18 protein-coding genes and 1 riboswitch are annotated in these 25652 nt (G+C 69.6%); of the genes, 8 read left to right on the forward strand and 10 right to left on the reverse strand.

Features of this window, described 5'->3' with window-relative positions; genetic code table 11:
* Positions 1 to 311: 311 nt before the first annotated feature.
* The 3 genes from OO71_RS27310 (at position 312) to metE (ending at position 6960) form a co-directional block, all read left to right on the forward strand.
* A complete protein-coding gene (locus tag OO71_RS27310) occupies positions 312 to 3209 on the forward strand; it encodes a ribonucleoside-diphosphate reductase subunit alpha (protein ID WP_033292715.1) in 2898 nt (965 codons plus the stop codon).
* Between the two features lie 81 nt (positions 3210 to 3290).
* Positions 3291 to 4364: a ribonucleotide-diphosphate reductase subunit beta gene (locus tag OO71_RS27315; protein WP_033292716.1), complete on the forward strand. Its 1074-nt coding sequence runs from the start codon at positions 3291 to 3293 to the stop codon at positions 4362 to 4364.
* 11 nt (positions 4365 to 4375) lie between these two features.
* Positions 4376 to 4610, forward strand: a riboswitch (cobalamin riboswitch).
* 88 nt (positions 4611 to 4698) lie between these two features.
* Entirely contained in the window at positions 4699 to 6960 is a 2262-nt protein-coding gene (gene metE / locus OO71_RS27320; protein WP_033292717.1) for a 5-methyltetrahydropteroyltriglutamate--homocysteine S-methyltransferase, read from the forward strand.
* Between the two features lie 36 nt (positions 6961 to 6996).
* Here metE and rfbH read toward each other — a convergent pair whose 3' ends face one another.
* Genes rfbH through OO71_RS27335 form a run of 3 tightly spaced genes read right to left on the reverse strand, consistent with a single transcriptional unit; the run spans position 6997 to position 10660 of the window.
* On the reverse strand, positions 6997 to 8310 hold the full coding sequence (gene rfbH, locus OO71_RS27325; protein ID WP_033292718.1) for a lipopolysaccharide biosynthesis protein RfbH: 1314 nt from the start codon (positions 8308 to 8310) through the stop codon (positions 6997 to 6999).
* The gene (locus OO71_RS27330) at positions 8307 to 9491 is read right to left on the reverse strand and encodes an MFS transporter (RefSeq protein WP_051792361.1); all 1185 of its coding nucleotides are present in this window, start codon (positions 9489 to 9491) and stop codon (positions 8307 to 8309) included. The genes rfbH and OO71_RS27330 overlap by 4 nt, the downstream gene beginning before the upstream one ends.
* Entirely contained in the window at positions 9491 to 10660 is a 1170-nt protein-coding gene (locus OO71_RS27335) for a nucleotide disphospho-sugar-binding domain-containing protein (RefSeq protein WP_033292719.1), read from the reverse strand. The genes OO71_RS27330 and OO71_RS27335 overlap by 1 nt, the downstream gene beginning before the upstream one ends.
* Positions 10661 to 10922: 262 nt before the next feature.
* Here OO71_RS27335 and OO71_RS27340 point away from each other — a divergent pair, with 262 nt between their 5' ends.
* The 3 genes from OO71_RS27340 to OO71_RS27350 all read left to right on the forward strand — a co-directional run bounded on the left by OO71_RS27340 (position 10923) and on the right by OO71_RS27350 (position 15089).
* On the forward strand, positions 10923 to 12500 hold the full coding sequence (locus OO71_RS27340) for a cytochrome P450 (protein WP_084145326.1): 1578 nt from the start codon (positions 10923 to 10925) through the stop codon (positions 12498 to 12500).
* Between the two features lie 263 nt (positions 12501 to 12763).
* Positions 12764 to 14599 carry a diguanylate cyclase domain-containing protein gene (locus OO71_RS27345; protein WP_033292720.1) on the forward strand — a complete coding sequence of 612 codons (1836 nt, stop codon included), beginning with the start codon at positions 12764 to 12766 and terminating at the stop codon, positions 14597 to 14599.
* Positions 14600 to 14630: 31 nt separating this feature from the next.
* Positions 14631 to 15089 (forward strand): peroxiredoxin, encoded by a 459-nt coding sequence (locus OO71_RS27350; protein ID WP_033292721.1) that lies wholly within the window; start codon positions 14631 to 14633, stop codon positions 15087 to 15089.
* A gap of 128 nt (positions 15090 to 15217) precedes the next feature.
* On the opposite strand, the gene OO71_RS27355 is transcribed toward OO71_RS27350, so the two are convergent.
* The 4 genes from OO71_RS27355 to OO71_RS27370 form a co-directional block, all read right to left on the reverse strand.
* Positions 15218 to 15739, reverse strand: coding sequence for a GNAT family N-acetyltransferase (locus tag OO71_RS27355; RefSeq protein WP_211260612.1), 522 nt, complete (start codon positions 15737 to 15739; stop codon positions 15218 to 15220).
* 66 nt (positions 15740 to 15805) lie between these two features.
* A complete protein-coding gene (locus OO71_RS27360; RefSeq protein ID WP_033292723.1) occupies positions 15806 to 17002 on the reverse strand; it encodes an LCP family protein in 1197 nt (398 codons plus the stop codon).
* 112 nt (positions 17003 to 17114) lie between these two features.
* Positions 17115 to 18368 carry an SAM-dependent methyltransferase gene (locus tag OO71_RS27365; RefSeq protein WP_033292845.1) on the reverse strand — a complete coding sequence of 418 codons (1254 nt, stop codon included), beginning with the start codon at positions 18366 to 18368 and terminating at the stop codon, positions 17115 to 17117.
* 89 nt (positions 18369 to 18457) lie between these two features.
* Entirely contained in the window at positions 18458 to 19159 is a 702-nt protein-coding gene (locus OO71_RS27370; protein ID WP_033292846.1) for an alpha/beta hydrolase, read from the reverse strand.
* A 94-nt stretch (positions 19160 to 19253) separates the two neighbouring features.
* Here OO71_RS27370 and OO71_RS27375 point away from each other — a divergent pair, with 94 nt between their 5' ends.
* Entirely contained in the window at positions 19254 to 19982 is a 729-nt protein-coding gene (locus OO71_RS27375; protein ID WP_033292724.1) for an SIS domain-containing protein, read from the forward strand.
* A gap of 168 nt (positions 19983 to 20150) precedes the next feature.
* On the opposite strand, the gene OO71_RS27380 is transcribed toward OO71_RS27375, so the two are convergent.
* Positions 20151 to 22016: an ABC transporter ATP-binding protein gene (locus OO71_RS27380; RefSeq protein ID WP_033292725.1), complete on the reverse strand. Its 1866-nt coding sequence runs from the start codon at positions 22014 to 22016 to the stop codon at positions 20151 to 20153.
* A 248-nt stretch (positions 22017 to 22264) separates the two neighbouring features.
* Between OO71_RS27380 and OO71_RS27385 the strand changes: the two genes are divergently transcribed.
* Complete coding sequence (locus tag OO71_RS27385) at positions 22265 to 23575, forward strand: glycosyltransferase 87 family protein (protein WP_211260614.1); 1311 nt, start codon at positions 22265 to 22267, stop codon at positions 23573 to 23575.
* On the opposite strand, the gene OO71_RS27390 is transcribed toward OO71_RS27385, so the two are convergent.
* Both OO71_RS27390 and OO71_RS27395 read right to left on the reverse strand, forming a co-directional pair.
* Positions 23562 to 23771: a helix-turn-helix domain-containing protein gene (locus OO71_RS27390; protein ID WP_003071237.1), complete on the reverse strand. Its 210-nt coding sequence runs from the start codon at positions 23769 to 23771 to the stop codon at positions 23562 to 23564. The two genes, OO71_RS27385 and OO71_RS27390, sit on opposite strands and share 14 nt — an antisense overlap.
* A gap of 178 nt (positions 23772 to 23949) precedes the next feature.
* Positions 23950 to 25578, reverse strand: a complete 1629-nt coding sequence (locus tag OO71_RS27395; RefSeq protein ID WP_033292727.1) for an ABC-F family ATP-binding cassette domain-containing protein — start codon at positions 25576 to 25578, stop codon at positions 23950 to 23952.
* Positions 25579 to 25652 lie beyond the last annotated feature (74 nt).

The following is a 25652-nucleotide window of genomic DNA, read 5'->3' on the forward strand; positions in this document are numbered from 1 at the left end:
CCCCTCGGTTACCTGGCCGGACGACACCCCTCGTGGGTACTGGACCGGGGTGACACCCGGCCGCTGTGCGGCTCGCCCTCGGTGATCGGATAACCCGCGAGGGTGAGACCGACACGCCACCCCTTGGGGCGCGTGCAAGGCCGAACCCCAACATGTAGTCTCTGGGAACCGGCAGCCCCCAGCGACGGGGAGACCGCTTGACGAGGGCGGCCGGGCTGTTTCGACGAAACCGCAGCGCATGGCCTTGACCGGCCGTGTGCCGCTCGAACGCGCCCGTTTCAAGGATTTCGAGAGCACTGTTGGAGACACGCATGTCAGTGGAAACCGGTCAGCGGCCGCCGTCGGCGGCGGATGGGGCCCCGAGCACGGTACGCGTCATCCGGCGGGACGGCACCGTCTCGCCTTTCGACGCGGGCAAGATCTCGGTGGCGCTGACCAAGGCCTTCCTCGCGGTCGAAGGAGGGGACGCCGCCGCGTCGTCCCGGGTGCACCACGTCGTCGCCGAGCTCACCGAGCAGGTCGAGACGTCGCTGCTGCGGCACGCCGGCCCGGAGACCGCGCTGCACATCGAGCAGATCCAGGACCTGGTCGAGCTCGCCCTCATGCGCGGCGAGCACCACAAGGTCGCCCGCGCCTACGTGCTGTACCGCGAGGAGCGCACCAAGGCCCGCGAGACCGTCACGCCGGTGCCCGCCGAGGCCGCGCTGAACGTCAAAAACGCTGATGGCACAGTGCGTCCGCTCGATTGGGCGCGCGTGTCGCACGTGGTCGGCGAGGCGGTCGCCGGGCTGGAGGACGTGTCCGCCGAGCCGGTGCTGGCCGAGGCCAAGCGCAACCTGTACGACGGCATCAGCGCCGACGAGCTGGCCCTCGCGCAGATCATGGCCGCGCGCGTGCTGGTCGAGCAGGAGCCGAACTACTCGTACGTGAGCGCGCGGTTGCTGCTGGACAAGCTGCGCGGCGAAGCGCTGAGCTACCTGGCCGGTACGCCGCGCCAGGCCAGCCAGGACGAGATGACCACGGAGTACGCGCCGTACTTCCGCGCGTACCTGCGCCGCGCGATCGAGCTGGAACTGGTCGACGCGCAGCTCAACACCTTCGACCTGGACAAGATCACCGCCGCGATCCGCCCCGAGCGCGACCTCGACTTCGGGTTCCTCGGCCTGCAGACGCTGTACGACCGGTATTTCCAGCACCACAACGGCGTACGGTTCGAGCTGCCGCAAGCGTTCTTCATGCGCGTGGCGATGGGGCTGGCGATCCGCGAGGACAACCGCGAAGCCCGCGCGATCGAGTTCTACGAGCTGCTGTCCACGTTCCACTTCATGGCGTCCACCCCGACGCTGTTCAACAGCGGCACCACCCGCGCGCAGCTGTCATCCTGCTTCCTGACCACGGTGGACGACGATCTGGACTCGATTTTCCAGGCGTACAAGAACAATGCCCTGCTGGCCAAGTACTCCGGCGGCCTCGGCAACGACTGGACCCCGGTCCGCGGGCTCGGCGCGCACATCAAGGGCACCAACGGCCAGTCCCAGGGCGTCGTGCCGTTCCTCAAGATCGCCAACGACACCGCGGTCGCCGTCAACCAGGGCGGCAAGCGCAAGGGCGCGGCGTGCGCGTACCTGGAGACCTGGCACATCGACGTCGAGGAGTTCCTCGACCTGCGCAAGAACACCGGCGACGACCGGCGGCGCACGCACGACATGAACACCGCCAACTGGGTGCCGGACGAGTTCCTGCGCCGCGTCGAGTCCGACGGCCAGTGGACGCTGTTCTCCCCCGACGAGACCCCCGACCTGCACGACCTCTACGGGCTCGCGTTCGCCGAGCGGTACCGTGAGTACGAGGCGGCCGCCGAACGCGGCGAGATCAAGGTGTTCCGGCGGGTCCGCGCGGTGGAGCTGTGGCGGCGCATGCTGACCATGCTGTTCGAGACCGGCCACCCGTGGATCACCTTCAAGGACCCGTGCAACCTGCGTTCGCCGCAGCAGCACGTCGGCGTGGTGCACTCGTCCAACCTGTGCACCGAGATCACGCTGAACACCAGCACCGACGAGGTCGCGGTGTGCAACCTCGGCTCGGTGAACCTGCTCAAGCACGTCACCCCCGCGGGCCTCGACACCGAGCGGCTCGAGAAGACCGTGCGCACCGCGGTCCGCATGCTGGACAACGTGATCGACATCAACTTCTACACGATCCCGGAGGCGCGCCGGTCCAACCTGCGCCACCGCCCGATCGGGCTGGGGCTGATGGGCTTCCAGGACGCGCTGTTCGAGCTGGGTGTGCCGCTGTCGTCGGACGCCGCCGTGCAGTTCGCCGACACGAGCATGGAGCACATCTCCTACTACGCGATCTCGGCGTCCACCGATCTCGCCGAGGAACGCGGCCGCTACCAGTCGTTCGAGGGCTCGCTCTGGAGCCGCGGCGTGCTGCCGATCGACTCGATGCGGCTGCTCATCGACGCTCGTCAGGGCGATGCACTCGACGTGGACACGTCGTCCACTTTGGACTGGGCGCCGCTGCGCCAGCGCGTGCAGACCGTCGGCATGCGCAACTCCAACGTGATGGCGATCGCACCCACCGCGACGATCTCCAACATCTGCGGGGTCGGCCAGTCGATCGAGCCGCTGTTCCAGAACCTGTACGTGAAGTCCAACATGTCCGGTGACTTCACCGTGGTCAACCCGCATCTGGTGCGCTCGCTCAAGGCGCGCGGGCTGTGGGACGAGGTGATGGTGAGCGACCTCAAGTACTTCGACGGCAGCCTCGGCCAGATCGACCGGGTGCCCGATGACCTCAAGGCGCTGTACGCCACGGCGTTCGAGATCGAGTCGAAGTGGCTGGTGGACGCGGGTTCGCGGCGGCAGAAGTGGATCGACCAGGCGCAGTCGCTGAACCTGTACATCGCCGCGCCGAGCGGGCGCAAGCTCGACGAGCTGTACCGCTACGCCTGGCACAAGGGCCTCAAGACGACGTACTACCTGCGGGCGCAGTCCGCGACGCACGTGGAGAAGAGCACGCTGCGCGGTACCGACGGCAAGCTCAACGCCGTCTCCGCGACCCCGGCGGCCACCCCGGCCCCGGCCCCGGCGCCTTCGCCCTCGCCGGAGCCGAAGGAAATGCCGAAGGTGACCGACGTCGACTTCGTCGCCACCGAAGGCGCGGCCTGCCGGATCGACGACCCCGACTGCGAAGCCTGCCAGTAAGCCCAAGTCCGTGAAGGGAACCATGAGGGAATCAGATTCCGTGATGGTTCCCTTCACGGACGTGTCTGCAAGGAAACCCGGATGACCAACGTGGAAACGACGGACGCGACCGGCCTCGGGGAGATCGAGGTCGGCGCCGCCCGGATCAACGTCGACGACAAGCGGATGATCAACGCGCGTGCCGACGTCAACCAGCTGCTGCCGATGAAGTACCGGTGGGCCTGGGACAAGTACCTCGCGGCGTGCAACAACCACTGGATGCCCACCGAGGTCGCGATGCAGGCCGACATCGCGCTGTGGAAGTCGCCGGACGGCCTCACCGAGGACGAGCGGCAGATGCTCAAGCGCAACCTCGGCTTCTTCGCCACGGCAGAATCGCTGGTGGCCAACAACATCGTGCTCGCGGTGTACCGGCAGATCACCAACCCGGAATGCCGCCAGTACCTGCTGCGCCAGGCGTTCGAGGAGGCCGTGCACACGCACACCTTCCAGTACATCTGCGAAAGCCTCGGCCTCGTCGAGGGCGAGCTGTTCAACATGTACCGCGAGGTGCCGTCCATTTCCGGCAAGGACGCGTGGGCGCTCAAGTACACGCAGAACCTCGAGAACCCGGACTTCGAGACCGGTACCCAGGAGGCCGACCAGGCATTCCTGCGCGACCTCGTGGCGTTCTACGTGATCTTCGAGGGCATGTGGTTCTACACCGGCTTCGCGCAGATCCTGTCGCTCGGCAGGCGGAACAAGATGGTCGGCATCGCCGAGCAGTACCAGTACATCCTGCGCGACGAGTCGATCCACCTGAACTTCGGCATCGACTGCATCAACCAGATCAAGATCGAGAACCCGCACCTGTGGACCGAGGAGTTCCAGGCCGAGGTCCGCGGGATGCTGCAGGAAGCCTGTGAGCTGGAGGTCGCGTACGCGCGCGACACGATGCCGCGCGGGATGCTCGGGCTGTCCGCACAGCTGTGCGAGCAGTACATGCACTTCATCACCGACCGGCGGGCCCAGCAGATCGGGCTCGCGCCGCTCTTCGGCGAGAACGAGAACCCGTTCCCGTGGATGTCGGAGGCGATGGACCTCAAGAAGGAGAAGAACTTCTTCGAGACCCGGGTGATCGAGTACCAGTCGGGCGGCGCCCTCGACTGGGACTGACCGTTCCCGCTAAACTCGGCCACGCCACTGGTTCGCCAGGGCGTGGCCGAGTTCGTGCCGCGTCCGGGCGAGGCAAGAGGGAACCCGGTGCGAATCCGGGACTGCCCCGCAGCGGTGAGCAGGAACGAAAGCCGTCACCACGGGAAACCGTGGTACAGCACTGGGCGCCAGCCCGGGAAGCGACGGCGAGTAGGAGTGTGCACGGTGCCCGCGAGTCCGAAGACCTGCCCGTGGTACGCGCGCCGACGGCGTGCGTGAGTCCGGGCCTCGTGGGACAAGGCACGACCGAAGCACGGTTCGCACGTGCCCGGGCTCTTCCGGCGAGCACGTGAGGATGCATGCTGTGAACACGATCGGCACCACCGTCCTGGGATACCCGCGCATCGGGCCGAACCGCGAACTGAAGAAGGCGCTGGAGGCGTACTGGGCGGGCGCCGGCACCGAGGACGACCTGCTTGCCACCGGGCAACGGCTGCGCGCCCAGACCTGGACGGCGTTGCGTGACCAAGGTCTCGGCTCGATCCCGTCGAACATGGTCTCCCACTACGACCACATGCTGGACACCGCCGCGCTGTTCGGCGCACTGCCGGAACGGTTCACCCGGCTGGGTCTTTCGCCGCTGGACACGTACTTCGCCGCCGCGCGCGGGGTGCCGGACGCGCCTGCGCTCGAGATGACGAAGTGGTTCGACACCAATTACCACTACCTCGTCCCGGAACTGGGCCCGGACACGCAGTTCACGCTCACCGGCACCGCGCCGGTCGACGAGGTCCGCGAGGCCCGCACACTCGGCATCACCCCGCGCCCGGTGCTCGTCGGGCCGGTCACGTTCCTGCTGCTGGCGAAATCGACGACGCCCGGCTTCGCGCCACTGGAACTGCTCGACGCACTGCTCCCCGCGTACGTGGAGTTGCTGGCACAGCTGCGCGACGAGGGCGTGGAGTGGGTACAGCTCGACGAACCGGCGTTCGCTGCCGACCGGACCACCGCTGAGCTCAACGCGCTCACCCGCGCGTATCACGTGCTGGCCAAGGAAAAGCGCCGGCCGCGGCTGCTGGTGGCCGGGTACTTCGGCGGGCTCGGCCGGGCGCTGGGCGTGCTGGCCCGCTCCCCGATCGAAGCGCTGGCCGTCGACCTGGTCACCGATCCGTCCTTTGTGGACGCTGTGGCCGCGGAAGGGGCGTTGCGGGACAAGGAGGTGCTCGCCGGGGTCGTGGACGGCCGCAATGTGTGGCGGACCGACCCGGGTGTCGCGCTCGCCCGCGCCGCACGGCTGGTGGGCACCGCGGCGCAGGTCAGCATCGCCACGTCGTGCTCGCTGCTGCACGTGCCGTACGACGTGCAGGCGGAAACCGGCCTCGACCCGCGGCTGAAGAACTGGCTCGCCTTCGCACGGCAGAAGGTGGACGAGGTTGTCCTGCTGGGTGCTGCGCTGCGCGGCGAGGACGTCGACCTCGGACCGGCGCGCACCGCGGTCGCGGATCGGGCGGCTTCCCTTCCCGACCCGGCGATTCGGGCCCGGGTAGCGGCGCTCCGGCCGTCGGATGCCGTACGCGCGCCGTATGCGGAACGCGTTGCAGCGCAACAGGAAGCGCTGGCGCTACCGCCGCTGCCGACCACCACGATCGGCTCGTTCCCGCAGACTGCCGAGGTACGCCAGGCCCGCGCGGCGCATCGGGCCGGGAAGCTGGACGACGCCGGTTACCAACGCGCCATGCGCACCGAAATCGACCGCGCCGTCCGGCTGCAGGAAAACCTCGGGCTCGACGTGCTCGTGCACGGGGAACCCGAGCGCAACGACATGGTGCAGTACTTCGCCGAGCAGCTGACCGGGTTCGCCGCGACCGCGCACGGCTGGGTCCAGTCATACGGTTCGCGGTGCGTGCGCCCACCGATCCTGTTCGGCGATGTGGCGCGCCCGGCGCCGATGACGGTCGGCTGGACGCAGTACGCGCAAAGCCGGACCGAGCGGCCGGTGAAGGGGATGCTGACCGGTCCGGTCACGATCCTTGCCTGGTCGTTCGTCCGCGACGACCAGCCGCTCGCGGACACCGCACGGCAGGTCGCGCTGGCGATCCGGGACGAGGTCGCGGACCTGGAGGCGGCCGGGATCCGGATCATCCAGGTCGACGAGCCCGCGTTGCGCGAACTCCTGCCGCTGCACGCGCGCGACCACGAGGAGTACTTCGGCTGGGCGGTCCCCGCGTTCCGGCTGGCGACGTCGGGCGTCGCGGCGGCCACCCAGATCCACACGCACATGTGCTACTCGGAATTCGGCGACGTCCTGCCCGCGATCGACGCCCTCGACGCGGACGTCACCAGCATCGAGGCCGCCCGCTCCACGATGGACGTGCTGGCCGGGCTGGACGGGTTCGCCCGCGCGGTCGGGCCAGGGGTGTACGACATCCACTCGCCCCGCGTGCCGAGCCAGGAGGAGATGACCGGACTGGCCAGGAAGGCCCTCGCCGCCGTCCCCGCGGACCGGCTGTGGCTCAACCCGGACTGCGGCCTGAAGACCCGCCGGTACGCCGAGGTGGAACCGGCGCTACGGCACCTGGCCGGCACCGCGCGGCTGCTACGCGCCGAGATCCGCTGACCTGACCGGTGGCGGCCCCCAGCACTGCCGGGGCCGTCATCGGTGGTTCGCCCGGACGAACTCCCACAGCGAGTCGGTCATGTAGTCGACCATCCTGCCGGTGAGCCCCGGGTACACGCCGATCCAGAAGGTGTGGTCGGTGACGATGTCGCTGTTGGTCAGGTCGCCGGCGACGCGGTGGTCGATCCCGGCGTAGGCGGGCTGGCGGAGGAGGTTGCCGCCGAACAGCCTGCGGGTGCGGATCTGCCGGTTCTCCAGGAACTCCACCAGCTCCCGGGAGGTGAATGCCGAGCCGGGTTCGACGGTGATGGCGAAGCCGAACCAGCTCGGTTCACTGTCCACAGTGGCCTCGGGGAGGATCAGCGACGGGATTCCGTCGAGCCGCTCGCGCAGCCGTTGCCAGTTGCCCCGCCGGGCCCGGGTGAAACGGGGCAGCTTGGACAGCTGGCTGAGCCCGAGCGCAGCCTGCAGGTCGGTGGTCTTGAGGTTGTAGCCGATGGTGGAGAAGACGTACTTGTGGTCGTATCCGCAGGGCAGCTTGCCGAACTGCTGGTCGAAGCGGCGCAGGCACTTGTTGTCCTCGCCGGGCGCGCACCAGCAGTCACGGCCCCAGTCGCGGAACGACTCGACGGCACGGGCCAGTCCGAGGTCATCGGTCAGCACGGCGCCGCCCTCGCCCATGGTCAGGTGGTGGGCCGGGTAGAAGCTGAGCGTGGCGAGGTCCCCGAACGTTCCGGCCTGCCTGCCCCGGTAGGTCGAGCCGAGTGCGTCGCACACGTCCTCGACGAGGAACAGCCCGTGCCGGTCGGCCAGGTCGGCGATCTCTGCGGCCGGGAACGGGTTGCCGAGGGTGTGCGCGATGACGATCGCCCTGGTGCGCGGGCCGACCGCGGCGGCGACGCGGTCGGGGGTGGTGTTGTAGGTGCCGAGCTCGATGTCGACGAACACCGGCCGCAGCCCGTTCTGGATGAGCGGGTTCACGGTCGTCGGGAAGCCGGCCGCGACGGTGATCACCTCGTCGCCGGGCCGGAGCCTCCGGTCGCCCAGCTGGGGTGAGGTGAGCGCCGAGACGGCCAACAGGTTGGCCGAGGAGCCGGAGTTCGTCAGATGTGCTTTGCGCAGCCCGACCGCCTTCGCCAGCGCCGACTCGAACCGCTTGGCCACCTTGCCGCTGGCGATACGCAGGTCGAGCGCTGCCTCGGCAAGTGCGACGCGGTCGTCCTCGTCGAGCACCGCGCCGCTGCACCAGATCTCGGTCTCGCCGGGGACGAACTCCGGGCCTGCCTCGACCTCGCGGTGGTACTTGCGTACGCCCTCCAGGAGAAGTTCCCTGCTCTGGCAGCTGTTCATCGTGATCCTCCGATGGCGAAGACGGCCAGCAGCAACCCGGCCCCGGTGAGTGCGGCGCCGACCCAGAACGGGGACACGAGGCCGAACCCGGCGCTGATCGCCACCCCGCCGAGCAGGGAACCCAGCATGTTGCCGACGTTGAGCGCCGACACGTTCGCGGCCGACGCGAGCCTGCCCCCGTCGCCCGCCTCGTCGAGGATGCGCCGCTGCAACGGCGCCACCGTCCCGAATCCGGCCGCGCCGACGCCGAACAGCGCGGCGATCGCGGTGACCGGAGACTGGAACGCCCAGCCCGCCACCACCAGTACGGCCAGCAGGCAGGCGAGGGTGGCCACCACCGAGGCGGCCGGGCGCCGGTCGGCGATCCTGCCGCTGACCAGGTTGCCGACCAGCATCCCGGCCCCGACCACGACGAGCAGCAGCGAGATGTCCCCGGCGGCGAAGCCGGTGACGCCGGTCAGGATGGGGTTGACATAGGTGAGGGCGGCGAACAGGCCGGCGTGTCCGAACGCCGCGGTGGCCAGTGCCAGCCACAGCCGCCGGTTGCCGAAGGCGGCCAGCTCGCCGCGGACGCTCGCGGTGCCGGTCCGTTCCTGGCGCGGGACCAGGGTGACGATGCCGGCCAGGCCGATGACGCCGAGCAGCGTGACGGCCCAGAACGTCATGCGCCAGTCGGTGGCCTCACCCAGCGCGGTTCCCAGCGGGACGCCCAGCACGGTGGCGACGGTGAGGCCGGTGAACACCACGGCGATGGCGGTGCCCTTGCGGCTTTCCGGGACCAGCGTGGTCGCGACCACCGTCGCCACGCCGAAGAAGGCGCCGTGGGCGAGTGCCCCGCCGATCCGGGCCACCAGCAGCAGCCAGTACCACGGCGCCGCCGCGCAGAGCACCGTGCAGGCCAAGAACAGGATGACCAGCGCCACCAGGAAAGCCTTGCGTGGCAACCGGGCCGTGACGAGGGTGAGCAGCGGCGCGCCGATCACGACACCGAGCGCGTAGCCCGAGACCAGGAAGCCGGCGACCGGAATGGACACCCCCAGCGTTCCGGCGATCCGGGGAAGCAGCCCCACGATGACGAATTCCGTCGTGCCGAAGGCGAACGCGGTGATGGTCAGTGCGAGCAGGCCCACCGTCGGGCCGGAGCGGATGCGGGCCGGGCCGCTGGAGATCGCGGAGGTCATCACTTCGCCTCCGCCGGCAGCCGGGCCCCGGTGTTCTCCAGGCGCATGGCCGCATCCAGGTAGCTCACCACCGACTCCGGGGACAGCTGGCGGGCGTTCTCCCTGCCGAGCCGCGATGCGGTCGCGCGGCTGTCCTCGTCGGTGAGCAGGCGCACCGTGGCCGCGCGGATGGCGGCCACGGTGGCGTCCTGCGGGTGCAGGCTCTCCCCCGCACCGACGCCGGCGATCCGGTCGCCGTGCTGGAAATGCACGCACGTCTGCGGCAGGACGAGCTGCGGGAGGCCAGCCGCGATCGCGGCCATGACGCTGTTCGACCCACCGTGGTTGATCATCAGCCGGCAGCTGCCGAGGACTTCGCGCAGCGGGATGCCCCGCACGATCCGGACGTGCTCGGGCAGGTCGTCGACCTGGGGCAGGTTGCCGCTGGCCGCGACGATCACCTCGGCATCGAGGTCGCGCAGGGCGGCCAGTACGTTCCGGAACACCTCGGCGTGTCCGAGCATGATCGGGATGTTGCCCAGTGTCACGCAGATCCGGGGCCGGTCCGGCGGGTCCAGCAACCATTCGGGCAGGACCGCGCCGCCGTTGAACGACGACCAGACCATCGGCAGCACGGCGCAGTCCGGCAGGCCGATCTGGAGACTCGGCGGGCAGACGTCCACCCAGCGCCACGGGCCGGGCAGGTGGTCCGGGACGTTCCACTGGCGCAACAGCGGCCGTAGTTCCTCGTATGCCGCGTCGTCGATTTCCTTCGGTGGCGTCAGTCCCCAGCCGTGCTGGATGACCGGGACACCCAGCCGGGCGGCCGCGATGGAACCGGCGTAGTCCCACGCGGTGTGCACGAGCAGGTCGGGACGCCAGCGTCCGGTGACGTCGACGACCCGGTCGACGATCAGCTCGCTCAGCGGTACGTAGTATTCGAGTACGTGATCCACCATCGCCTCGACGCCCGGTCCGGGTGGCGCCGAGGCCCTGCCGTTGCGTAGTCCGGCGAGGGGGATGTCCGGGCCGAGGGACACCGACGGCAGGCCCGCCGCGGCGGATACCCCCGCCATTGTCTCCGTCATCGCGACGCGGACGTCGTGCCCGGCATTGCGCAGTGCCCACAGGAACGGGACCATCGGATAGAAATGTCCCTGGTTCGGGCAGCTGGTAGCGAGGATTCGCATCGGGTCCGCCTTCCGCGTCGACGTTGACGAATGCCGTTCGAGTCACGGAGCGTATGGCGCACGGCACTGGTAGAAACACCAGACGTAACGCCAAAATCGGGCGCACGGCACCTTTCCCGGCTGCCCGGAGAACCGCCGGTGAGCGCGGCCCGGTCCCGAGGCCACAGTCCGGAAATCACCCGAACGACGTCGGCCCCGGGTATTGTCAACCTGTCAACAAGGGTGCACGGTGGACGGGACCGAACCCCGGGAGGTGGTCCCCATGGCGGACGTGCCCGGCCTGCGCACGGACCGGAGCGGAACCGCGCACCCCACAGCCGGAACCGCGCTCAGCGCCACCAAAGCCGCCCTCCTGCACCCCACCGGGATCCGGCCTCTCCGCAAGGTCAGCCGGGCCGGAAGCGACGGCGTCACCCGCGTCGCCGAAAGCCTCCGCACCCGCATTCCCCCGCTCACCGCAATTCCCCTCCCCCGCGCGGTCGATCGGCGGTGGCTCGCCGCGGAGTGGCCCGTCCGGGAGTTCGCCGCGCCGCCGGACGGGAGCGGGCTCAAACCCGTCCTCGGGGACGACGGCCCGCCCGTGGTCGGGCACACGCTCGACATGATGCGGTTCGGCCTCGACTTCAGCTTTCGCCGGTACGAGAAGTACGGCCCGGTCTCGTGGATGGGCGGGTTCGGCACGCGGATCGTGTCGCTGTCCGGGCCCGAAGCCACCCAAGTCGCGCTCGTGAACAAGGACAAAGCGTTCTCCCAGGAGGGCTGGAAGTTCTTCATCGAGCGGTTCTTCGAACGCGGCCTCATGCTCCTCGACTTCGGCGAGCACCACCTGCACCGGCGGATCATGCAGCAGGCGTTCACGCGCGACCGGCTCCGCGGATACGTCGCGCAGATGGGCCCGGCGCTGCGGAACGGCCTGCCGCCCGCCGGGCACCCGCGGCTGTACCGGGCGTTCAAGCAGCTCACGCTGGACGTCGCGACGCAGGTCTTCATGGGCATGCCCGCCACCGCCGACGCGGCAAAGATCAACCGTGCGTTCGTGAGCGCTGTCCGGGCCGGTACCGCCGTAGTGCGCTACCCGGTGCCAGGCGGGCGGTGGGCGGCCGGCCTGCGCGGACGCCGGACCCTGGAGCGCTACTTCGCCGAGAACCTGCCCGCGAAACGCAGCGCCGACACCACCGACCTCTTCTCCGCGCTCTGCCACGCCACCTCCGAGGACGGCGACCGGTTCAGCGACGCCGACATCGTCAACCACATGATCTTCCTCATGATGGCCGCGCATGACACCACCACCATCACCGCCAGCGCGATGGCCTACTACCTCGCCAAACATCCGGAATGGCAGGACCGCGCCCGCGAGGAGTCGCTCCGCCTCGGCGACGACCTGCCCGGCCTCGACGAGCTGGAAAGCCTCGAAACCCTCGACCTCGTGATGAAGGAGGCGCTCCGGCTGCGTGCCCCGGTCCCGTCGCTGACCCGGATGACCACGAAGGACACCGAGGTGCTCGGGCACTACCTGCCCGCGGGCACGCTGGTCGGCGTCTCGCCGACGCTCAACCACTACACCCCCGGATGCTGGACTGATCCGCTGCGGTTCGACCCCGAGCGGTTCGGTCCGGACCGCCGCGAGGACAAATCCCACCGGTTCGCGTGGATGCCCTTCGGCGGCGGTGCGCACAAGTGCATCGGGCTGCAGTTCGGCAGCCTGGAGGTGAAGGCGCTGATGCACGAGATGCTCCGCGCCCACCGCTGGTCGGTGCCCGGGGACTACGTCGCGAAGTGGGATTACGTCTCGCTTCCGGTGCCCGCTGACGGGCTCCCCATGCGCTTGGCTTATCGTTGACGGCCGCCGCGCGGGGCGGGGATAACCGGTATCAACTGCAGACAGTCGCAGTACACCACCTTCGTGTACTCATGGTGACCTCATGTCACCAGTTGTGTAGCGCCTGTCACTCGTTCAGCCGGTAGACACCCTGTTTCGTCCGTGATGCCGTGGCATCACTCGCGGCCAACTCGTACCTAGTGTGGGTCCTCGGATTCCGGCACCGGGTCTGAGCTGGTCTTTGTCCGCGTATGAAGAGGTGGAGTGTGCCGGAGCCTGGTGCCATGCCAGGGTTGGTCGACGTCGTGCGCAAGTACGCGGCCGAGCTGACCGACACCAACGGAGTAACGCTTCCCGCCGCGGAGCTCGAGCAAGTCCTGCTGTCGTTCGCCGCCGAGGTCACCGCCTCGCCCGCGGACACCGGCGCGCTCCGGCGCTTCACCGCCCTCTTCTCGGCCGCGCCGATCGGAATCGCGCTCGCCGATACGGCGGGGACCGTCGTCGAGGTGAACGCGGCCTTCGCCAAGCTGCTCGGCACGAACGCCGCCGCTCTGCAGCAGCGGCACCTCGCCGACCTGGCCGCCGCCCCGCACGACGCGCAGCGGCTGCGCGACGCGCTGGACAGCCTGCCGCTCACCGGCAAGGACCGGCGCATCGTCCGCGGCGTGCACCTCGACCACAGCCGCGACGGCGGCCTCACCACCAACGTCACGCTCGCCTCGCTGCCCGGCGACCGCCCGGGGACGTTCTTCCCGGTCGTGATGGCAGCCGACGCCGACGACCTGCACCTGCTCGGCGAGCGCCTGCTGCACCAGAATCTCCACGATCCGCTCACCGGGCTGCCCAACAGCGCCGCCTTCACCGCGCGCCTCGAAGCCGTCCTCGGCGCGGGTGGCGAAGACCGGATCGCCTTGCTGTACCTGGACATCGACGGCTTCAAGGTGATCAACGACGGTCTCGGCGCCGGAATGGGCGACCTGGTGCTGAAGGCGATCGCGGCGAAGCTCACGGCAGTGTTCGCCGGTGAGCACGACGGGTACGTCGCGCGGCTGGCCGGGGACGGGTTCGCGGTCCTGCTGCGCGGTCCGGGGGTCGACCGGCGGACGACGGTGCTGCTGGCCGACCGCATCCTCGAAGAGCTGAGCGAGCCGGTGTATCTCGACGAGCACGGCATCGGCGTGAGCGCGAGCATCGGCATCGTGGTGCGCCCGGCGAACCAGGGCGGGCAGGGCGAGCTGCTGCGGGCGGCCGAGCTGGCGCTGCACCGGGCCAAGGAAGCCGGCAAGGCGCAGTGGATGTTGTTCGACCCGGAGGAGGACGCCCGCGACCGCAGCCGGTACCAGCTCGGCGCGGTGATTGCCGGTGCGCTCGAAAACGGCGAGTTCTCGCTGATCTACCAGCCGACCGTGAAGCTCGCCAAGCAGGACGAGATCGCCGCGGTGAACGCCGGGCTGCTCTGGCATCACCCGGAGCGGGGCGAGCTCGGGTCCGACCAGTTCTTCCCGCTCGCGCAGACCACCGGGATGACGGTGCCGCTCGGCAAATGGCTGCTGTCGGAGTCGCTCGGGGCGACCGCGCGCTGGCGGCGGCAGTACGGCGACACCGCGCCGGACGTCTGCATCCGGCTGCCTAAGCGGCTGGCCATCGACCCGGAACTGGTGATGCTGGTCAAAGATCAGCTCGACCGCTACCACCTGCCCGCACGGGCACTGCGGCTGTGCACCGACCGCGCGTCGATGTTCAACGACAAGGGCGAGGTGCTCGATTCGTTCACCGTGCTGGCCGAACTCGGCGCGCAGCTGGTGCTCACCATCTCCGGCTCGTCCGACCTCGAGCTGATCCCGCAGTACCGGCTGCCGGTGAAGCACGTGATCCTCAGCGGCGCGGTCGTGGACTCCCTCGCCGGCGACAACCCGTCCGAAACCGATCTGCGGCACCTGTCCCAGCTCGTGACGCGGGCGAAGGAGCTGAAGCTGCGCATCGGCGCGGAGGGCGTGCGCGACGCGGTCCACGCGCAACGGCTGCGGGAGCACGGCGTACTGGCCGCGCGGGGTTCGTTCGTCGCGGAATCCGCCACCGGCGACGAGGTCGACGAAATGATCGCCCGGCACTCGGACTGATCTGTACTCCCGACCGGAAGGACCCCTGCCGATGCAACCCGGCGATCTCGCCCCCGACTTCACGCTGTCCGACGACCAAGGCACCGACCGCACCCTGTCGGTGCTGCTGTCCGACGGCCCGGTCGTGCTGTTCTTCTACCCGGCCGCGATGACCAGCGGGTGCACCGCGGAGAGCTGCCACTTCCGCGACCTGGCCGCGGAGTTCGCCGAGGTGGGTGCCCAGCGCGTCGGCATCAGCCCGGACGCGGTCGAAAAGCAGCGCACGTTCTCCACCACGCACGGGTTCGACTACCCGCTGCTGTCCGATGTGGACGGTGTGGTGGCGAAACAGTTCGGTGTGTGGCGCAAAATCCTGCCCCTGCACACGAAACGGCAGACGTTCGTGATCGGCCCCGACCGCCGCATCCTGGACGTGATCAAGAGCGAACTGAACTTCACCGCCCACGCCGACCGGGCTCTGCAGGTACTGCGAACCCGCACCACCGCCTGACCCGCCCCGTCCCGCCCCGAGCACCCCAATGTGGCATTGGGTGCATCTGACGCAACGAATGCCACATTGGGTGCGCTCAACGCAACCAATGCCACATTGGGGTGCTTGCGGCGAGCGAGGAGCAAAGCTCACTCCGGCCGCTCGAGCCGCCACACCCGGTTGACGCCCGAGCAGGCCGGAGCGAGCGGCAGCACCGACGCTTCCTCACCGACCTCGGTGAACCCCAGCCGGGGCGGAACCGCGCCGCTGCCGGTGTTGCGTCGGTCGTGCTTGATCAGCACGTGGGTGGCACCCTGCCGCCAGGCCTCGGCGACGAGCAACGCACTCGCGCGAGTCACGTACCCCTTGCCGGTGTGCGGTTTCGCGAGCCAGTAGCCGATCTCGCGCCCGTCGTCGCGGCGCATGAGACCGCAGCCGCCAGCCAGGCCGTCGGCGGTGAAGATGGCGTAGTTGTACTCGCCGCCGCTCTCCCACTCCTCCATCGAGCGGGACAGGAACTCCTCGCCCTTGGCCCGGTCGTACCCGTCGGCAGCCCAGAACAGCCACGCCCCGACGTGATCGAGCGAGGCGGTGACGGTGTCGACCAGGAGGTCCAGGTGGTCCGGCCGCCAGCGGACGAGCGTGACGACGCCGTCGGTGAGGGTTTCCATGCCTGCCATCGTGACAGGCGTGGCGGTGGCAGGCCCGCGAATTTCCGCAGGCCCACCACCAACGGGTCACTTCACCAGCACGCTCGACGGCACCTCGGTGTCACCCTTCAGCGCGTCGAAAAGCTGCTTCGACTTCGTCTTGTCCCAATGTTCCGCCGACGCGTCCGTCACCGGCACCGTGGTGGTGTTGACGCCATCCGACGAGATGCCGCGCATTGCCAGTGCCAGGCCGACCAGGTTGTGGACGTGGTCGCCGGTGTCCATGGTCAGTGCGTCCGGGGCCGAGGACAGCAGCGGAAAGAAGTCGAACGGGTTCAGCAGTGTCCCCGGGCTGGCGATCTGGCTCACCAGTGCGCCGATGAACTTGCGCTGGTTCGCCACCCGGTCGAGGTCCGACCGCGGGGTCGCGTCGCTGTGGCGCATGCGGACGAACCCGAGCGCCTGGCGGCCGTCGAGCTTCTGGCAGCCTGCCTTGATGTCGATGCCGGTCATGGTGTCGTTCATGTCCTTCTCGATGCACATGTCGACCCCGCCGATTGCGTCCACGATGTTCGCGAAACCGCCGAAGCCGATTTCCGCGTAGTGGTCGATACGCAGCCCCGTGGCGCCCTCCACGGTCTGCGCCAGCAGTTTCGGGCCACCGAGCGCGAACGCCGCGTTGATCTTGCTCGTGCCGTGGCCCGGGATCTTCACCTGCGAGTCCCGCGGCAGGCTCAGCAGCGTCGGTTTGGTGGAGTTGTCCGGGATGTGCGCGACCATGATCGTGTCGGTACGCTTCCCGCCCGCTTCGCCGACATCGCCGGTGGCCAGGCGTTCCTCGTCTTCCGCGGACAGGCCCTCGCGGCTGTCGGAGCCCACGATCAGCCAGTTCGTCCCCGACGCCGCGACCGGGCGGCCGGAGTAGTCGGCGAGCGCGTCGACCCGGTTGATCGAGAACTCCAGGTACGCCCATACCGCGCCCAGGAACAGCACGAAGACCACGAGCAACGTGAGCAGGACCTTGCCGACGCTCCATCTCCGGCGGCGGCGCGGGCGCTGCGGCGGCGGGTACCCCTGATCCGGCGGCTCCCGGCGCGGCGGCTGGGGCGGGGGCGGGGCCTCCCCGCGCACGCCGCCCATCGGCCGGGTCCGGCTGTCGTAAGGGCTCTGTCCTCTCCCCGGCAGCGGGAGCATCTGGGCCCGCTGCTGCTGCCGCGGGCGTGCGGGGGGCTGCGGTGGCCCGGGCGGCATCCGCCGCCCGCCGTCGTCGCCTCCGTACGTCATGGCCTCGATCTCCCCGATCCGGTGCTACTGGCGCCGCCCGGTACCGGCACGGCCCTCACGTCTAGGACGTGCGGGACCATACGCGGGTTGTGCGGGCAGGGCCGCGCGAGGCTCAGCGTGGATCGGCGAACCCGAACTGGTGCACCTTGATGTACTCGGCGCGGAAGCCCGCCTCGGAGTAAGCGAGGTAGAACTCCCACATGCGGCGGAACACGTCGTCGAAGCCGAAGCCGCGGATGTCGTCCCAGCGCTGCTGGAACTTCTCCCGCCACAGCTTGAGCGTGCGCGCGTAGTCCTGGCCGAACTCGCGCATCCCGGCCAGCCTCAGCCGGGTGTTCTCGCGCATGCCCTCCTCGATCGCCTGCACCGACGGGATGATGCCGCCGGGGAAGATGTACTTGTGGATCCACGTGTACGACCGCGCCGCGGCCACCATCCGCTCGTGGTCCATCGTGATCGCCTGGAGCCCGAACCGTCCGCCCGGCCGCAGCCGCTTGCCGATGGTGGAGAAGAACGTCGGCCAGTACGACGCACCCACCGCCTCGATCATCTCGACGCTCACCACCGCGTCGTACTCGCCGGTGGCCTCGCGGTAGTCGCACAGCCGCACGTCGATGCGGTCGGAGAAGCCCGCCTCGGCGATCCGGGCGTCGGCGAGCACCTTCTGCTCCTCCGAGATGGTGAGCGACGTGACCTTGGCGCCCCGCGCGGCCGCGCGGATCGACAGCTCGCCCCATCCGGTGCCGATCTCCAGCACCTCGCTGCCCTCGCGGACCCCGGCGTAGTCGAGCACGCTGTCGAGCTTGCGGTGCTGTGCCTGGGTGAGCGTGTCCCCCGGCCCGAAAAGCGCCGAGGAGTACATCATCGACTCGTCGAGGAACGTGCTGAACAGGTCGTTCGACAGGTCGTAGTGCCGGTGGATGTTGGACCGGGAACCCTCGATCGTGTTCTCCTCGGCGGCCGGCTGGGTGCGCTCGGCGAGCCGGCGGAACCGCTGCAGGAACGGCGGGACGAGGGTGGACATCTTTTCGGCGAACGGGGTGAGGACGCCGGGGAGGTCCTCGGCCGTCCAGTCGCCCACCAGGTACGCCTCGCCGAAGCCGATCTTGGCATCGGCGCCGAGGCGGTGGAAGAACGCCGCCGGCCGGTGGATACGCATTTCCGGGGCGTCCGGGCCGCCGGCGCCGAGCACCGTCCCGTCCGGGAAGGTGACGCGCAGGGCGAGCGATTTCACCGCGTGCCGGAAGAGCGCCTCGGCCGCGCGGGCCCGCAGCGGCGAATGCGGCGGGGTGGCCAGGCCGGGCCACCGGGATTCGCCGGGTACCGGCTGCGAAACCGCCGCCGGATCGACTCGTGACGTGGACAAGACACTCCCTCCGACCGGGCTCTGCGGCCCTTCCCCATGATATTCCCGCACCGGCCGCCGCGCGCCGCTGACCTGGCCGTGCGTACCGGTCATGCCGGAATGCGCAGCCGGTCGGCGTCCGGCCGGGTCCAGGCATCCCGCAAAGTCTCGTCCTTCCCGCCCGGCGCGATCTGCTCCAGTGTGAAAGCACACATCAGCCGGGTCCAGACCCCGGGACGGCGGAGCATCGAATGCCCCTCCCCCGCGATCTCGAACCGCGCGACGCGGGCTGCGACCGCACGGGCACGCTCAGCGAAGGTGTACGACTCCGCGGGCGACGTCATCCGGTCGCGGGTGCCGTGCACGATCAGGACCGCGCGCCCGGCAACGGCGTCGACCGGCTCCCCCGGCGGCGTCCACGGGGCGAGCGCACAAACCCCGGTCACCGCCGGATCGTCGGCGACCCGCAGCGCGACCCGGCCGCCCATCGAATGGCCGACCATGACCACCGGCAGCCCGGGATGCTCGGCGCGGATCCGCTCCAGTGCCCAGCGAGCGTCCGGGATGGGGCTTTCGGCGGGCGCATTCCAGCCGTACACACGGTTGCGCAGCAGCCGGACCTCGAGCCCGTGCGGGCGTCCGGCGCGGTGCAGGGAACGCGCCAGCGGCACCATCCGCAGGTACGCCAGACGCCACCAGCCCACCGGGACAGTGCTGTGCTCGGCCCCGCCGTGCAGCACGAGCGCCACCGCCCTGGTCTGCCCGCGCGCCCGCCGGACGCGTACCACTGGTTCCGCCAGGTTCCCGCTCACCGGCACCCCCTTTTCGATCAACTCTCACGGTAATCCACCACCGAGTGTGCCCACGCGCTACATTCGGCGCCCGAACCCGCGAAGAAGGGCAGGTGTGGTGAGCGCCACGGACCTCGTGAAGAACACCTCGGAGAAACTTGCGGCGGCGGCCGAGGCCAATGCCGCGCAGGTGTCCGCCGCCGCGGACCTGCTGCTGGGGGTGATCCGGGCCGACGCGCTGGTGTTCACCGCGGGAGCCGGGCATTCGCTGGCCGCGGTCGCCGAGACGTTCTACCGCGCGGGCGGGCTCGCCTGCGTGTACCCGCTCTACCACCCGGAACTGCTCCCCCTGCACGGCGCGCAGCACAGCACGCAGACCGAGCGCCGGTCCGGCCTCGCCGAGGAGGTGCTGGCCGAACGCGCTCCCGGTCCGCAGGACGTCCTCGTGGTGTTCTCAACGTCCGGCGTGAACCCGTACCCGGTGGAACTGGCCGCGGGTGCACGCCGCCGGGGTGCGTCGGTGATCGCGGTGACGTCGCGGGCCTGCGTGGCCGCCGCGCCCCGCCGCTCCGCCACCACGCTCGCCGAGGAAGGCACGGTGGTCCTCGATTCGCTCGTGATCCCCGGCGACGCCAGCCATCCCGCCGAAGCGCCACGCACCGCACCACTGTCCACTGTGGTCAATGCGTTCCTGTGGAACCTGATCCTGGCCGAGGTCCTCGACCGCGGTGCGATCGAAGGCCTCGCCGTCCCGCTCTGGCGAAGCTCCAATGTGGAGGGTGGCGACGAGGCGAACGTGGCCCTGCTGGCGAAGTACGGACCGCGGGTGCCCGCCCTTCGCTGATCCCGTCCGCACGACCCCAATGTGGCATTGGGTGCATCCCACGCACCCAATGCGGCATTCGGCGCATCCCACGCACCCAATGCGGCATTCGGCGCATCCCACGCACCCAATGCGGCATTCGGCGCATCACACGCACCCAATGCCACATTGGGGCGATCTCGGCCGAGGTCATGCAGCGGCGGTCTCCTCGTCGAACTGCGTGTGGTACAGCTCCGCGTAACGGCCTTCGCGGGCCAGCAGTTCCTCGTGCGTGCCGCGTTCCACGATCTCGCCGTTTTCCACCACCAGGATCAGATTCGCGGCCCGCACGGTGGACAGCCGGTGCGCGATCACCAGCGCCGTGCGGCCTTCGAGCGCGCCGGTGAGGGCTTCGCCGACCGCGGCTTCGGACTCCGAGTCCAGGTGCGCGGTCGCCTCGTCGAGGACCACGACCTTGGGCTGGGCCAGCAGGAGCCGCGCGATGGTGAGCCGTTGCCGTTCGCCGCCGGAGAGGCGGTAGCCGCGTTCGCCGACCGTGGTGTCGAGGCCGTCCGGCAGCGTGTGCACCAGATCGGCGAGCCGGGCTTGCTCCAGCGCGGCCCAGATCTCGTCGTCGGTGACGTCCGGGCGCGCGTAGGCCAGGTTGGCGCGGATCGTGTCGTGGAACAGGTGCCCGTCCTGCGTCACGACGCCGACCGTCCGGCGCAGCGTGGCGAAATCCAGGTCCTTGACGTCCACATCGGACAGCCGCACCGCACCGGCATCGACGTCGTACAGCCGCGGCAGCAGCGACGCGATCGTCGACTTCCCCGCCCCGGACGGCCCGACGAGCGCCACCATCTGCCCTGCTTCAGCGCGGAAACTCACGCCGTGCAGCACCTCTTCGCCGCCGCGGCCGTCCAAAGTGGCCACATCCTCCAGCGACGCGAGCGAGAACTTGTCCGCCGCCGGGTAACCGAAGCGGACGTCCTCGAACTCCACCGAAACCCCGCCCGCAGGCAGTTTCCCGGGCGCGGCGGGCTCCTTGATCATCGGTTCCAGGTCGAGCACCTCGAAGACACGCTCGAACGACACCAGCGCGGTCATCACGTCCACGCGCACGTTCGCCAGCGCGGTCAGCGGCGTGTACAGCCGGGTCAGCAGCAACGCCAGCGCCACCACGGTGCCGGGTTCGAGCCGCCCGGTGAGCGCCAGGTAGCCGCCGAGGCCGTACACCAGCGCCTGCGCGAGCGCGGACACCAGCGTCAGGCTGGTCATGAACCAGCGGGTGAGCATTGCCGTGCGCACGCCGATATCGCGCACGCGCCCGGCCCGGACGCCGAATTCCGCGACTTCCTGCCGCGGCCGTCCGAAAAGCTTCACCAGCGTGGCGCCGGGCGCGGAGAACCGCTCGGTCATCTGGGTGGTCATCCCGGCGTTGAGCTGCGCGGCCTCGCGCTGCAGCCCGGCCATCCGGCGGCCGAGCCGGCGCGCGGGCAGCACGAAGATCGGCAGCAGCACCAGCGCGACGAGCGTGACCTGCCACGACAGGGTCACCATCACCACGAGCGACAGCACCAGCTGGATCACGTTGGTGACCAGCCCGGACAACGTCGCGGTGAACGTGCGCTGCGCCCCGATCACGTCGTTGTTGAGGCGGCTGACCAGCGCTCCGGTGCGCGTGCGGGTGAAGAACGCGATGGGCAGTTTCTGCACGTGCTCGAACACCGCTACCCGCAGGTCGAGGATGATGCCCTCGCCGATCCGCGAGGACTGCCAGCGTTCGGCGAGCCCCAGCCCGGCGTCGAGGATCGCCAGCACGGCGATCAGCACCGCAAGCCAGACGACCACGCTGAGGTTGTGCCCGCCGACGATCGCGTCGACGACCTTGCCCGCCAGCACCGGCGTGGTCACTGCCAGCACCGCGGAGATCACGGTGAGCACGAGGAAGATCAGCAACCGCCGCCAGTGCGGCCGCGCGAACCGCGCAACGCGGCGGACGGTGCCGCGGGTGAGCGCCTTCGGTGCGTCGCCCGCCCGCATCGCGGAGCCGAGCAGCGCCCAGGTGTTGTCCATGGAGTGTCCCCCAGCTCGCAAAAACCTCTACATTACCTTAACTTTTTTCCGGAGATGCCCTGCACAACACCGGGATGCCCGGCATTCTTCCCGGCCGTCCGTGAAGGGAACCATCACGGACTCAGATTCCCTCATGGTTCCCTTCACGGACTTCCGGGAGGGGGCGCGGGGCGGGTGGCCGGGCAGGGCTCGGTAGCCTGGCGCCTCGGGGTCGGCGAACCGGGGAGGGAACAGCGGTGCACCTGCTGATGGCGCCTGCCCGCGCCGAAGGCCCGCCCGCCGCCCGCGTGTTCACCTGGGACCTGGTCTTCTACCTCGGCTGCTTCGCCTTCGCGCTCGGCACCGCGCTGGCATCGGAATTCTACGGCTACCGGATCTGGGGCACCTTCGCCGTCGCGGGTTACGGGCTCGCCGCCGCGCACAGCGGGTGGCTACTGTGGACTGCGCGCCGCGGAAAGCAAGCGCACGGCAAATTCGGGTTGCGGTGGATCGGTATCGCCACAGTGATCTTGGTGGCGATGTGCGCGCCGTTGATCATGTTGGTGATCCGCCGCCTGACCGGGGTCGACTGGCTGATCACGCCGTGGTCGTGGGCCGCGCAGCCCGAGGTGTGGGTGATCGAGCGCAGCGCGGATCTGTTGCTGCAGCACGGAACCCCGTACGTCGATCTTTCCGCGCTCGGGCGCGCTCCGGAAGTGAACGACTACACGCCGTACGGTCCGGTGATGACGATCTTCGGCCTGCCGCGGGCACTTTTCGGCGGCAGCCCGGTTCTCGACGCGCTCACCGACGCACGGTGGATGTTCGCGATCGCTGCCGTCGCTTGCGCTTACGGCGCTTGGCGGCTGATGAACCGGCCGCGCGTCCCGGTGTTCGCCGCACAGATCGCGATCGCGTGCCCGCTCACCGCGCTGACCTGGGCGGTGGCCGGTCCGGACCTCGCCATCGCCGGGCTGCTCGTGCTGGCGTGCGCGCTCGCCGCGTCGGGCCGGGCAGGCTGGACCGGATTCGTGCTCGCGCTGGTGATCAGCGCGAAACTCATCGCGGCACCGGCAGCCGCGGTGCTCGTGGTGTTCGTGTACTACCGTGCCCGCGCGGCAAATCCCGGCGTGGCAACAGCCCGGTTTCTGACCACTTTGGTCAGTACGACGGTCGTGCTCCATCTTCCGGTGTACCTGGCGGATCCGGTCGCGTTCACCGAACACGTGATCCGTTTTCCGCTCGGCATGGGCCTGGTGCGCTCGCCCGCGGCGAGCCCGCTGCCCGGGCACCTGATCGCCCAGACCGGCCCGGCCGGTACGGTGATTTCCCTGCTACTGGTGGGTATCGCCGCGGTGGCGATGCTGATCTGGCTGGCGCGCCGGCCCCCCGCGACGGGATCCGCTGCGCTCACGCGGATCGCCGTCGGACTCGGCGCGTTGATCCTGCTGACTCCGGCGACCCGGTACGGCTATCTGGTGTACCCGCTGGTACTCCTCGGTGCCGCGCTCACCTTCCGGTGCGCCGAAACGGCCCTGCGCCCCCCGCGCAGTGGCCAAGGTAGAGCTACTTCTTCTTGACCCGCGTGGCCCCGCCGCGCCCCCGCAGCTGGACCCCGGACTCCGAGAGAACCCGGTGGACGAACCCGTAGGACCGTCCGGTGGACTCCGCAAGAGCCCGGATGCTGGAGCCCTTCTCGTATTTCTTCTTGAGGTCAGCGGCCAGCTTGTCGCGCGTATTGCCGGTGATCCGCGCGCCTTTCTTGAGATCAGCCACGTCGATCGCCTTCCCGCCGAGTGGATGTTGCGGGCCCTTCACGGCCCCTGCCGGGGCAATGATCGAACACTCGGCGCCGGAATGCCAGACGACAACCGGAAATCAACCGAAACCGCGATCACATTGGGCCATTCCAGTGCTTGCCGGACACGGCGGGCACCCGGACGGACGCACTCCGTCAGGCGAGCTGGACCAATTCCAGATAATCTGCCGACCAGTGATCCTCGGTGCCGTCCGGAAGGAGGATCACGCGTTCGGGCTCGAGTGCCTCCACCGCGCCCGGGTCGTGCGTCACGAGCACCACGGCACCGGCGAAACTGCGCAATGCGTCCAGTACCTGGGCCCGGCTGGCCGGATCGAGGTTGTTCGTCGGCTCGTCGAGCAGCAGGACGTTCGCCGCACTCGACACGAGCCCGGCCAGCGCCAGCCGCGTTTTTTCGCCGCCGGACAGCGTGCCGGCCTGCTGATCGAGCTGTTCGCCGGTGAAGAGGAACGAGCCGAGCAGGTTCCGCAGCTCCTGTGCGCCGGTGTCCGGGGCGAGATGACGGATGTTTTCCCACACCGTCGCTTCATGGTCGAGAGTTTCGTGTTCCTGTGCGTAATAGCCCAAACGCAATCCGTGACCCGGTTCCACCGATCCGGTGTCCGGAGTTTCCATTCCGCCGAGCAATCGGAGCAAAGTCGTCTTTCCGGCGCCGTTCAATCCGAGCACCACGACTTTCGAACCGCGGTCGACGGCGAGATCGACCCCGGTGAAGATTTCGAGCGATCCGTACGACTTGGACAGTCCGTCGGCGGTGAGCGGCGTGCGGCCGCACGGTGCCGGCTCCGGGAACTTGATCCGCGCGACCTTGTCCGCCTGCCGCGTCTCGTCGAGCGAGGCCAGCATCTGCTCGGCGCGGCGCGCCATGTTCTTGGCCGCCACGGCCTTTGTCGCTTTCGCGCCGAGTTTCGCCGCCTGTGCCTGCAATGCGGACGCCTTCTTCTCGGCGTTGGCCCGCTCGCGGCGGCGGCGCTTCTCGTCGGTGGCGCGCGCGTCGAGATAGCGCTGCCAGCCCATGTTGTAGATGTCGAGCTCGCCGCGCGTGGCGTCGAGGAACCACACCTTGTTCACGACGTCGCCGAGCAGCTCGACGTCGTGGCTGATCACCACGAGACCGCCGTCGTGCTGCTTGAGGAAACCGCGCAGCCAGGTGACCGAGTCGGCGTCGAGGTGGTTGGTGGGCTCGTCGAGCAGCAGGATCGTCTCGGATTTCCCGCCTGCACCCGCTTCGGCGGCGGCGAACAGGATGCGCGCGAGCTCGACCCGGCGGCGCTGCCCGCCGGACAGCGTGCCCAGCGTCTGCGCGAGCACGCGGTCGGCCAGCCCGAGGTTCGAGCAGATCCGCGCCGCCTCGCTTTCCGCGGCGTACCCGCCGAGCGACGAGAACCGCTCCTCGAGCCGCGCGTAGCGGTTGATCGCCTTGTCCCGCTGCCGGTCGTCCACCAGCTCGGACATCGCGGTCTGGGCCTTTTCCATGTCGCGCAGCAGGGTGTCGAGGCCGCGCGCGGACAGCACGCGGTCCTTCGCGGTGACGGAAAGGTCGCCTTCGCGCGGATCCTGCGGCAGGTAGCCGAGCTCGCCGCTGCGCCGGACGTCACCGGCGTGCGGTTCGCCCTCGCCCGCGAGGACTTTCAGCGACGTGGTCTTGCCCGCGCCGTTGCGGCCGACGAGACCGATGCGGTCGCCGGACTGGATGCGCAGGGTGGCGCCGTCGAGCAGGATGCGCGAACCCGCGCGCAACTCGAGGCCGGTGGCCGTGATCAAGAGAACTCCCGGAGACGGGGGTGGACGAGGACGTGCTGGAGCGCCCCGGCACCGCGCACGATGCCGGGCAGGCG

Source organism: Amycolatopsis jejuensis, assembly GCF_000717335.1.
GTDB classification, from domain to species: domain Bacteria; phylum Actinomycetota; class Actinomycetes; order Mycobacteriales; family Pseudonocardiaceae; genus Amycolatopsis; species Amycolatopsis jejuensis.

What these genes read in the sequence shown, in the direction of transcription:
- OO71_RS27360 (WP_033292723.1), bottom strand. Translation starts at nt 17,002, where the DNA reads ATGACGTACGGAGGCGACGACGGCGGGCGGCGGATGCCGCCCGGGCCA.
- OO71_RS27330 (WP_051792361.1), bottom strand. Translation starts at nt 9,491, where the DNA reads ATGACCTCCGCGATCTCCAGCGGCCCGGCCCGCATCCGCTCCGGCCCG.
- rfbH (WP_033292718.1), bottom strand. Translation starts at nt 8,310, where the DNA reads ATGAACAGCTGCCAGAGCAGGGAACTTCTCCTGGAGGGCGTACGCAAG.
- metE (WP_033292717.1), top strand. Translation starts at nt 4,699, where the DNA reads ATGCATGCTGTGAACACGATCGGCACCACCGTCCTGGGATACCCGCGC.
- OO71_RS27355 (WP_211260612.1), bottom strand. Translation starts at nt 15,739, where the DNA reads ATGGAAACCCTCACCGACGGCGTCGTCACGCTCGTCCGCTGGCGGCCG.
- OO71_RS27380 (WP_033292725.1), bottom strand. Translation starts at nt 22,016, where the DNA reads ATGGACAACACCTGGGCGCTGCTCGGCTCCGCGATGCGGGCGGGCGAC.
- OO71_RS27315 (WP_033292716.1), top strand. Translation starts at nt 3,291, where the DNA reads ATGACCAACGTGGAAACGACGGACGCGACCGGCCTCGGGGAGATCGAG.
- OO71_RS27350 (WP_033292721.1), top strand. Translation starts at nt 14,631, where the DNA reads ATGCAACCCGGCGATCTCGCCCCCGACTTCACGCTGTCCGACGACCAA.
- OO71_RS27335 (WP_033292719.1), bottom strand. Translation starts at nt 10,660, where the DNA reads ATGCGAATCCTCGCTACCAGCTGCCCGAACCAGGGACATTTCTATCCG.
- OO71_RS27385 (WP_211260614.1), top strand. Translation starts at nt 22,265, where the DNA reads ATGGCGCCTGCCCGCGCCGAAGGCCCGCCCGCCGCCCGCGTGTTCACC.
- OO71_RS27310 (WP_033292715.1), top strand. Translation starts at nt 312, where the DNA reads ATGTCAGTGGAAACCGGTCAGCGGCCGCCGTCGGCGGCGGATGGGGCC.
- OO71_RS27340 (WP_084145326.1), top strand. Translation starts at nt 10,923, where the DNA reads ATGGCGGACGTGCCCGGCCTGCGCACGGACCGGAGCGGAACCGCGCAC.
- OO71_RS27345 (WP_033292720.1), top strand. Translation starts at nt 12,764, where the DNA reads ATGCCAGGGTTGGTCGACGTCGTGCGCAAGTACGCGGCCGAGCTGACC.